7 protein-coding genes are annotated in these 9,627 nt (G+C 63.3%); 3 read left to right on the forward strand and 4 right to left on the reverse strand.

What is annotated here, in order from left to right:
• Positions 1-214 precede the first annotated feature (214 nt).
• Together EOA38_RS17800 and EOA38_RS17805 are read left to right on the forward strand one after the other, a co-directional pair.
• A complete protein-coding gene (locus EOA38_RS17800; protein WP_127299830.1) occupies positions 215-1,975 on the forward strand; it encodes an AMP-binding protein in 1,761 nt (586 codons plus the stop codon).
• A gap of 62 nt (positions 1,976-2,037) precedes the next feature.
• Positions 2,038-3,141 (forward strand): calcium:proton antiporter, encoded by a 1,104-nt coding sequence (locus EOA38_RS17805; protein WP_127299831.1) that lies wholly within the window; start codon positions 2,038-2,040, stop codon positions 3,139-3,141.
• A gap of 87 nt (positions 3,142-3,228) precedes the next feature.
• Here the strand turns inward: EOA38_RS17805 and EOA38_RS17810 are convergent, their stop codons facing one another.
• The 4 genes from EOA38_RS17810 to EOA38_RS17825 all read right to left on the reverse strand — a co-directional run bounded on the left by EOA38_RS17810 (position 3,229) and on the right by EOA38_RS17825 (position 7,989).
• Positions 3,229-4,275: a glutathione synthetase gene (locus tag EOA38_RS17810; RefSeq protein WP_126092604.1), complete on the reverse strand. Its 1,047-nt coding sequence runs from the start codon at positions 4,273-4,275 to the stop codon at positions 3,229-3,231.
• Positions 4,276-4,288: 13 nt separating this feature from the next.
• A complete protein-coding gene (locus tag EOA38_RS17815) occupies positions 4,289-6,157 on the reverse strand; it encodes a flavohemoglobin expression-modulating QEGLA motif protein (RefSeq protein ID WP_127299832.1) in 1,869 nt (622 codons plus the stop codon).
• On the reverse strand, positions 6,154-6,978 hold the full coding sequence (locus EOA38_RS17820) for an N-formylglutamate amidohydrolase (protein ID WP_127299833.1): 825 nt from the start codon (positions 6,976-6,978) through the stop codon (positions 6,154-6,156). The genes EOA38_RS17815 and EOA38_RS17820 overlap by 4 nt, the downstream gene beginning before the upstream one ends.
• A 102-nt stretch (positions 6,979-7,080) precedes the next feature.
• On the reverse strand, positions 7,081-7,989 hold the full coding sequence (locus EOA38_RS17825) for a hydrogen peroxide-inducible genes activator (protein ID WP_127299834.1): 909 nt from the start codon (positions 7,987-7,989) through the stop codon (positions 7,081-7,083).
• A 140-nt stretch (positions 7,990-8,129) separates the two neighbouring features.
• Here EOA38_RS17825 and katG point away from each other — a divergent pair.
• Positions 8,130-9,627: catalase/peroxidase HPI (gene katG, locus EOA38_RS17830; RefSeq protein ID WP_127299835.1), on the forward strand; the 1,498-nt coding region annotated here is incomplete at its 3' end.

Raw genomic sequence — 9,627 nt, forward strand, 5'->3', positions numbered from 1 at the left:
ATATAGCCGCGAGAATCCCTCCCCCTTGAGGGGAGGGTGGACAGCCGCCGAAGGCGGATGGACGGGAGGGGTCATCGCGGCAGTGCTCGACGTGAGACGACCCCACCCGCCTCGCTTCGCGAGGCACCCTCCCCTCAAGGGGGAGGGGGACCTTTGGCGGATTTCCACCGCCGCTATCGGCTGATAGGCTGGTTCATCCCGGGAGGAGACGGCGATGGCGATCAAACTCGACGAGCTCATGAACGCCACGAATCTGCGCGGGCGCGGAGGCACCTTCATTGCCCCGATGGACGGCAGGGCGCATGTCTCGGGCGATCGCTCGGTGTCCTTGCTCGACAAGACCATTCCGGAACTGTTTTCCGACACGGTGAGCAAATACGCCACGCTCGATGCCGCCGTGTTCGTCGGCCAGGACAAGCGCTTCACCTGGAGCGAGTTGTCGGACACGGTCGACGCTTTAGCCGCCGGCTTCCTGGCGCTCGGGTTGGAGAAGGGCGATCGCGTCGGCATCTGGTCGCCGAACCGCTGGGAATGGTTGGTGAGCCAGTTCGCCACCGCCCGCATCGGCCTCATCCTGGTCAACATCAACCCGGCCTACCGGCTGACCGAGCTGGAATATGCCCTCAACAAGGTTGGCTGCAAGGCGCTGGTGACCGCCGTCAGCTTCAAGACCTCCGACTATCTCGGCATGATCGAGACGCTAGCGCCGGAAATCGCCACGGCCGAACCCGGCGAGCTCAAGGCCAAAAAACTGCCGGCGCTGAAGATCGTCATCCGCATGGGTGACGACAACTCGCCCGGCATGTTCAATTTCGGCGATGTGCTGGCCATGGCCGGACGCGACGAGCATGACAGCCTCGACCGCATCTCCGAAAGCCTGAAGCCGAATGACGCCATCAACATCCAGTTCACGTCGGGCACGACAGGCGCGCCGAAGGGCGCGACGCTGACCCATTTGAACATCGTCAACAACGGCAATTTCGTCACCTCGGCAATCAGGCTCACCGTCGACGACCGGCTCTGCATCCCGGTGCCGCTCTATCACTGCTTCGGCATGTCGATGGGCACGATAGGCTGCGTCACCAAGGGCGCGACCATGGTCTTCCCGGGCGAGGGTTTTGACGCCGGCGCGACGCTGAAGGCGGTGGCGCAGGAGCGCTGCACCGGCATCTATGGGGTGCCGACCATGTTCGTCGCCATGCTCGACCATGCCGATTTTTCGACCTTCGACCTCACCAGCCTGCGCACCGGCATCATGGCCGGTTCGCCATGCCCGATCGAGGTGATGAAGAAGGTGGTGTCGCTGATGAATATGCGCCAAGTGACCATCGCCTACGGCATGACCGAGACCAGCCCGGTTTCGTTCCAGAGCAGCGTCGACGATCCGCTGGAAAAGCGCGTCTCCACCGTCGGCCGCATCCATCCCCATGTCGAGGTGAAGGCGATCGGTGCCGACGGCGCCACCGTCGCGGTCGGCGCGCCGGGTGAGCTCTGCACGCGCGGCTATTCGGTGATGAAGGGCTATTGGGACGACGCGGAGAAGACCCGCGAGGCGGTCGACGCCGACGGCTGGATGCATACCGGCGACCTCGCCACCATCGACGCCGAGGGATATTGCAACATCGTCGGCCGGGTGAAGGACATGGTCATCCGCGGCGGCGAGAACGTCTATCCGCGTGAGGTCGAGGAATTCCTCTACCGCCATCCCAAGGTCAAGGAAGTGCAGGTCTTCGGCATTCCCGACGACAAATATGGCGAGGAGCTCTGCGCCTGGATCGTGCTGAAGCCCGGCCAGATCGCCACGGAGCAGGAGATCAAGGCCTTCTGCGCCGGCCAGATCGCCCACTATAAAGTGCCGCGCTACATCCGCTTCCGCACCGAGTTGCCGGTGACGGTGACCGGCAAGCCGCAGAAGTTCTTGATGCGCCAGGCGATGATCGAGGAACTGGGGCTGGTGGCGCAGAAGACGGCGTGAGAGGTGCTCCCCACACGCTTTTTCGCGAAGTTCGCCGAAACGCGCGGCGTTTGGGGGCTTGAATGACTGGTGTCGCACGGTCGGCGACTTCCTACGCGATGCCACTGGCCGCCCTGGTGATGGCCGTCGTGGTCAGAGCCAGCGGTCTCTCGGTGGACGAAGGTTCGCTGAACGTCAGGATTCTTGTCGGGGCGCTTTCGTGCGCGATCATGTTCACCACCATTTTCGTGGTGCTCGACCACGCCGAGGCAGTGGCCCGGCGCGTGGGGGAGCCGTACGGAACGCTGGTGCTGACCTTTGCCGTGACGGCAATCGAAGTGTCGATCATCGTTTCCATAATGCTGCATGGAGCGAACAATCCGACGCTGGCACGTGAGTCCGTTTTCTCGACGGTGATGATTACCTCCACCGGCGTTGTCGGCACGTGTCTGACGCTTGGCGGCTGGCGTCATCGCAAGCAGGCAATCGTTCGCCAAGGGACCAGCGCGTATCTGGCGGTTCTGGTCGCGCTGACCGTCATGACGCTTGTTCTGCCAACCTACACTCAAACGACGGATCCCGGCACGTTTTCGGCAGCTCAGCTTGGTTTTGTAAGCGTCCTTTCGGTGCTGCTCTACGCAAGTTTCGTGTTCGCCCAGACCGTCCGGCACCGGGACGACTTCGTCCAGGAACAGGCGCACGACGTTTCGACGCGAACTGCCTCTCATGAAAGCGTTTTTGTCGGCATTCTGCTGCTGTTGAGCGGGCTGATCGGAATTGTCATGCTCGCCGAGCAGGTCGCAGCAAGTGTCGAGGACACGCTTGTTGCCTACCAGGTGACCCAGGCGGACAGCATCGTGGGAGCGTTGATCGCGGGGCTGGTTTTGATGCCGGAGGCCATTTCGGCGGTTCGCGCTTCACTCAACAATGAGCTGCAGCGCGGTTTGAACGTTGCGATGGGTTCGGCTTGCGCTACGATCGGTTTGACCATACCGGCGGTCGCCGCCGCCAGCCTGCTGACGGGCAGAGGCTTGACCTTGGGGCTCCCGTCGGCTGACGCGGTCCTTTTGGTCCTGGCGCTTTTCATATGCAGCGTAAGCTTTAGTAACGAAAGAACGACATTCTTGACAGGCATGGTTCATATTGTCGTATTTTTTACTTTCGTATTTTTGATATTTATACCATGAAAGCTTTGGTGCGAGCTAATTTAGCAATCGGACGCAGGGATGGGACGGCGACCGGCAGGAAGTCGCTATCCGACTTGTCTGCGTTCCTCAAAGCGTCGCTAGCCGCGAATTCGGCATGGTCTTTCCATAGGCTCGGCGCAGCGTCGCCTTCTCCTCCAGCGCGACGATGACACGTGCGGCAAAATCGGTCTTGTACATCTCCGCGAGCCGTGCCAGTCCGCCTGGCGTGAAGACATTGATCTCCAGAAGTTTGTCGCCGACGATGTCGAGTCCAACCAGAAACATGCCGTCGCTGACCAGTTTGGGGCGTACCATCTCGGCAATGCGCAAAATCGTGTCAGTTACCTTGACCTTGCGGGCGGTTCCGGCGGCGTGGATGTTGGAGCGGACGTCGCCCTTGGCTGGGATGCGGCGAAAGGCGGCGTAACTGCCGTCGCGCAGCAGCGGCAGGCCGTTCATCAGGAAAAGACGCACGTCACCAGCCTTGGCCTCCGGAATGTAGGCCTGCGCGATGAGATAGCCGTCACCGCTGGCCGCCTCGAAAATCTGGTTGAGGTTGGAATCGGTAGGCGTCGCGATATGGAAGACGTTCTTGCCACCCGACCCTTGCAGTGGTTTGACGATGCAGCCCTTCGAGTGTTTGTCGATGAATGCGCGGATCTCGGCAATGCTGCGCGATATAAGGGTCGCCGGCCGAACCGCTTCGGGAAAGGTCTGCAGGTAGAGCTTGCTCTGTGCCTGCGCCAGACCATCCGGATCGTTGACGACGATGACGCCTTGTTCCGCTGCGAGCCGCCCGAACATGATGCCTGCGTTGGCGGCCCATGGTCGATCCCTGACGTCGAGCGACGGGTCGTTGCGCAGAAACAGGATGTCGATATCGCTTATCACGAAGGTCTTTTTCTGCTTCGCGGCATCCTTTAGGGCGGCATGCAGCTTGTCGGGCGTCTTGTAGGAAGCGTCCGGCAAGACTGCGACGCTGACAGCCAGGCTGTCATCCGGACGCAGTATGAAGTCTCCGGGTTCGACATAGACAACCGAATGTCCGCGCTGGACTGCAGCCAGCGCCAGCGTTGTCGTCGTGTAGCCTGGCGTCTCGCTCTCGATCGAATTGACGAAGAACGCAATGCGCATCGGGGATGCTCCCTCAAGTCCCAACCATATCGATCGGATCGATTCCCGCCATCGCCTTCTTGAGCCGCGGACGCGCCGCGTCGGAAGAAAGGAATGCAGGTTCGAGGCGCGGCGCGCGCAGCAAGCCGCGCGCATTGAGTTCCTGGATTGCGCCGAAATGCGCGGCGGAGATCTTGCCGATCCAAAACGGCGTAAGGCTGCCGCCGCCTCTCAGATGATCGAGGACCTGCACCACGCCGCGCAGATAGATGGCGTCTTTTGCCAGGCCACCACCGCGAAAGACACGCAGAACGACGTTGAAGGCGCTGCGATCGTCGAGACCGAAATCCTTATGGAGAATGCGGAAAGTTTCCTCGAACGTCGCGCCGTCGAGCATCGCCTGACACGCGAGAACCCTGGCCGCGATCAGCCGCAGCCGCGCCGCGGTCATGCCGCCGACCAGATATTCCGCCAGCACGGCCAGTCCCTCCTGCATGCCCTCGTAGCCGGCGAGCCCATTGCGGAAGATGGCAAGCCCCTGCGCATCGCCGTTGAAATAGGTCACCAGGTGGACACCGATCTCGTGACTGAGCAGCGCGGTCAGACGCTCCGGTGGAAGGTTGGTATCGCGCGAAACCAGCAACCGGTTTCGAGAGACGAGGAGGCCGGCCGGCAGGTCGCCGCGGATCTCCACGGAAGCATCGAAATCGGAATAGGCGGCACGGTATCCAGCGATCATGTCACGCGCGGCTGCGGCGACAGCATCGGCGCCCAATCCCTCCTGCCTCACCGACGACGCAGCGCCAGGCGCCTTTTCGACAATGGCGCGTGCTCGCGTCGCCAGACTCGGCTCGACGCTGCCATAGAGTGCTCGTCCGAGCTCGACGAAACGGGGCGTCTCGCGCGCCGCGAGCATCGACAGCTGCAGATCGAGCTCCTGCTGCTTTTGCGAGAACAGCGTGGTCAGCAGCGGATCTTCCAGATGATCGAGCGAGACCGAGTAGAGCTTCCGCTTCTGCGCGGCGACCTCGAATTCGAGCGGCCTGTAGAGCAGTGCTGGGACATGCTCGAAGCCGCCTGCCTGGAATTCCAGCCAGGCCGGTTCGGCGTTGATCGGTGTGACGGCAAGCAGGAAATCGAATGTCGACGCGACGCTGTCGAGTGCCCGGTCGGCGCGCACGACAGCGTCGATATAGGCGCGCCGCCCCAACGAACGATGGGTTGCCGGCGGTTCCAGCTTTGATGCCTTCAGAAAGGCGCTGACCGCCTGGAGCGCGGAATCCACCATGTTGGCGACGACAAGATCGCGCAATTCGGGATAGATGCGCTCGCTGCCAGGTACCCTGTAGATCGGCGCGAAGCGTACCGTCAGGCCTGCTACATCGTCGAGATCATCCGAGAGCCGTGTTTCGGCGCGGGTCGTGGGAACGAATTCGTCCACGCGCGGCGTGCGGTATTTCGCTTCGCGTCCGGATGCCGCAGCGGCAAGGCGCTTGAGCGCCGCCTTCTCCGCCGCGGTGTCGCCGCTAGCCAGTGCAATCTCGAAAGGCGGCAGGAACGGTACGTCCTCCGTCAGAAACCGGTCTTCGGCCAACTCGCCGATGTCGAGCACGAGGAATGCCCCGCAATGATCGCGCATCCTTCGCGCCACCAGCCGCACGACCTCGCCAGCGAGGTCACTATCGGCAGCGATCAGATAGGAGGCGTTGGCGGAAACAATTTGGAACGCCGCATCCTGCTGCGACCCGACATGGACGCAGAGAAACGGCAGCGGCCGATCGATGTGCAAACGGTTGCCGTCGCCGAACTCGCGGCGGATTGGCTTGCTCTCCCGCAAAAGCGCGTCCAAGTCCGCTTCGATCCTGGCCAACGGAGACATAGCCTCAACGAGCTTTGGCTTCATGTCATGCCCCGCAACGCAGCCTCGAGAACTGGCACCGTGGACCCAAGCATGGAACGCAGCCGTTCGATCGCTGCCCAGTCGGGTTCGCCGCTCCATTCGTCCATGAAGATCTTCTTGAACTCGACCGCTATGGCACACCCGGTCCCGGGGAAATTGGCATGGACGAAACGGGCCTGCTCGCCCTTGCCCTGGAACGACACATTCTCACGCACATCGATCGGCTCGCCGTTGAAATCCTGGCCGCGCAGCGCCTCCGTGAAGGCGTCGACGACCGGCGCCCAGCGCGCGCGGTCCATCGAGAACGTGCCGATATTGATATCAGGCGCGCCATCTTGCGATGCAGGCGCTGCTTTCGGCCCTGCACGCCGGTGGTTGTAGCTGTGGACGTCGACAAGGACGAACCTGCCGTAACGTCTCTCGACATCGGCAAGGACACGCCTGAGCTCGCCGTAGAAAGCGTCGTGAAAGGCGAGGGACTCGTCCACAACGTCCTCGGCCGGTGGCTCTCGCCATACGTGCAGGCCCCAGCACTGGTCCGGCGACCGATAGACCGCAGCCTCGCGCGCTCGGTTCAAATCGACTTGGAAGCGCGATCGATGAACGATAATCTGGGTTGGGAAATCGGCGATGAAGTGCTCGGTGAAGGGATCCTCCTCCCGCAGCCGATCAGGGTCGGGGATGCACATGAGCGACTGGCAAGCGCGCCCGACGTCGGAGCCGCTGTGGATCGCCGTGCCAATGACGGGGGAATCGCCAAGCTTGATCGTCCAGCCTGCCGGTGACCCGCTCGCAGCATTGTTGAAAATAGGCTTGCTCACCATCCATCGAAATGCGTGGAGAGAGCGGACGGTTCCGGGTCCAACCGGTTGACGCTTGCACCAGGACCACATTGTCTCGCTGAAGAACTGGCTTCGCCCGGCGCCTCACGCCGCCAGCACGGCCTGATCCAGCCCGCGGATGATCTTCGCCAGCTCCAAGCATTCGTCCTGGCGCACCTTGTTCCGCCGCCAGGCCATGCAGATCATGCGCTGCGGCATCGGCTCCTGGAACGGCACGATCCTGAGATCCGGCATGACGCCGGCGGCATTTGCCGCCATTTCGGGAACCAGCGTCACGCCCAGCCCATGCGCCACCATCTGCAGAAGCGTCGTCAGACTCGTGGCGCCGTAGCTTGCCATCGCCACCGGCCGCACGTTGCCGCAGACGGCCAGCGCCTGCTCGCGCAGGCAGTGCCCTTCCTCCAGCAGCATCAGGCGCTCCAGCGCCGGGCTTTCCGGCGGCACCGGCGGCGAGGCGAAGGCTGGATCTCCGGCGGGGACCGCGAGGAAGAAGCGGTCGGGGAAAAGCTCTTCGGTGACCAGCCCTGGATGGTCGAGCGGCAGCGCGGCGATGAAAGCGTCGAGCCGGCCCGAGGCACTGTCCTCGACCAGCGCCGCAGTCACCGCCTCGCGCAGTTCGAGCTGCAGCGCCGGGAAATGCTTCTTCAGTTCAGGCAGGACCCGCGGCAGGAGATAGGGCGCCACCGTCGGGATGATGCCCAGTCGGAAGCGCCCTTCCATGGCGGGACGGCCGCGCCGGGCCGTCGTCTCGACGTCACGTATGTCGGCAAGGATGCGCTCGATGCGCGGCTGCAGGACGAGCGCCTCGTCGGTCATCCGCACCGTCTTGCCGCCGCGCTCGAACAGAGGGCAGCTCAGCCGCTCTTCCATCTCGGCGATCTGGGCGGAGAGCGCCGGCTGGCTGACACCGGCAAGCTTCGCGGCGCGGCCGAAATGCAGCGTCTGCGCCAGCGCGTCGAAATAAAGCATCTGCCTGACGGTGAGACCGATCATAAGGAAATCCTATCGAAAAAAACAGGAAAGGCAATTTGTCTTTATCGTTAAGCCGGCCTAGTCTGGAATCGTTCCAGATTGGCGCGGCCGCCGGCCGCCCCCGGAAACCCAATTCAAACTCGGCAAAATCGGAGAGTAAGATGGACGCGAAAACCGACGACAACAGCGCTGGCAAATGCCCCGTGGCGCATGGATCCGCCGGCCGGACCAACCGCGACTGGTGGCCGAACCAGCTCGACCTTGGCGTTCTCCACCAGCAGTCGAACCTCTCTGACCCAATGGGCGAGGACTTCGACTACGCCAAGGAATTCCAGAGCCTCGATCTCGATGCGGTGGTGAAGGACCTGCACAAGGTGATGACGGATTCGCAGGACTGGTGGCCGGCCGACTTCGGCCATTATGGGCCGCTTTTCATCCGCATGGCCTGGCACAGCGCCGGCACCTATCGCATCGGCGACGGCCGCGGCGGCGCCGGCGCCGGTCAGCAGCGCTTCGCTCCGCTGAACAGCTGGCCGGACAACGCCAATCTTGACAAGGCGCGCCGGCTGCTCTGGCCGGTCAAGCAGAAATACGGCCGCAAGATCTCCTGGGCCGACCTGATGATCCTCGCCGGCAACGTCGCGCTGGAATCGATGGGCTTCAAGACTTTCGGCTTCGCCGGCGGCCGCGCCGACGTGTGGGAGCCGGAGCAGGACGTCGACTGGGGCTCCGAAACCAAGTGGCTCGACGACGAGCGCTATTCTGGCGATCGCGAACTGCGCGGCCATCTCGGCGCGGTGCAGATGGGCCTGATCTACGTCAATCCGGAAGGGCCGAACGGCAAGCCGGACCCGATCGCAGCCGCGCGCGACATCCGCGAGACCTTCCGCCGCATGGCGATGAACGACGAGGAGACCGTGGCGCTGATCGCCGGCGGCCACACCTTCGGCAAGACCCACGGCGCCGGCGATGCCGCCCTGGTCGGCGCGGAGCCGGAAGGCGCCGGCATCGAGGCGCAGGGCCTCGGCTGGTCGAGCAAATATGCCACCGGCATTGCCGGCGACGCCATCACCTCCGGCCTCGAGGTCACCTGGACCACGACGCCGACCAAGTGGAGCAACAACTTCTTCGACAACCTCTTCGATTATGAATGGGAGCTGACGAAGAGCCCGGCTGGCGCCAACCAGTGGACGCCGAAGGGCGGCGCCGGCGCCGACACGGTGCCGGACGCGCACAATGCCTCGAAGCGCCATGCGCCGGCCATGCTCACCACCGACCTCTCGCTGCGCTTCGATCCGGCCTACGAGAAGATCTCGCGGCGCTTCCACCAGCATCCCGATCAGTTCGCCGACGCCTTCGCCCGCGCCTGGTTCAAGCTGACCCACCGCGACATGGGCCCGGTGGTACGCTATCTCGGCCCGCTCGTGCCGAAGGAAGAGCTGATCTGGCAAGATCCGATCCCGGCGATCGACCATGAGCTGGTGAGCGAACAGGATATCGCCGCGCTGAAGGCGAAAATCCTGGCCACCGGCCTCTCGGTGTCCGAGCTGGTCTCGACCGCCTGGGCCTCGGCCTCGACCTTCCGCGGTTCCGACAAGCGCGGCGGCGCCAATGGCGCGCGCATCCGGCTTGAGCCGCAGAAGGACTGGGACGTCAACC

This window comes from Mesorhizobium sp. M1E.F.Ca.ET.041.01.1.1, from assembly GCF_003997355.1.
GTDB lineage: Bacteria > Pseudomonadota > Alphaproteobacteria > Rhizobiales > Rhizobiaceae > Mesorhizobium.

What these genes read in the sequence shown, in the direction of transcription:
- EOA38_RS17800 (WP_127299830.1), top strand. Translation starts at nt 215, where the DNA reads ATGGCGATCAAACTCGACGAGCTCATGAACGCCACGAATCTGCGCGGG.
- EOA38_RS17805 (WP_127299831.1), top strand. Translation starts at nt 2,038, where the DNA reads ATGACTGGTGTCGCACGGTCGGCGACTTCCTACGCGATGCCACTGGCC.
- EOA38_RS17810 (WP_126092604.1), bottom strand. Translation starts at nt 4,275, where the DNA reads ATGCGCATTGCGTTCTTCGTCAATTCGATCGAGAGCGAGACGCCAGGC.
- EOA38_RS17815 (WP_127299832.1), bottom strand. Translation starts at nt 6,157, where the DNA reads ATGAAGCCAAAGCTCGTTGAGGCTATGTCTCCGTTGGCCAGGATCGAA.
- EOA38_RS17820 (WP_127299833.1), bottom strand. Translation starts at nt 6,978, where the DNA reads ATGGTGAGCAAGCCTATTTTCAACAATGCTGCGAGCGGGTCACCGGCA.
- EOA38_RS17825 (WP_127299834.1), bottom strand. Translation starts at nt 7,989, where the DNA reads ATGATCGGTCTCACCGTCAGGCAGATGCTTTATTTCGACGCGCTGGCG.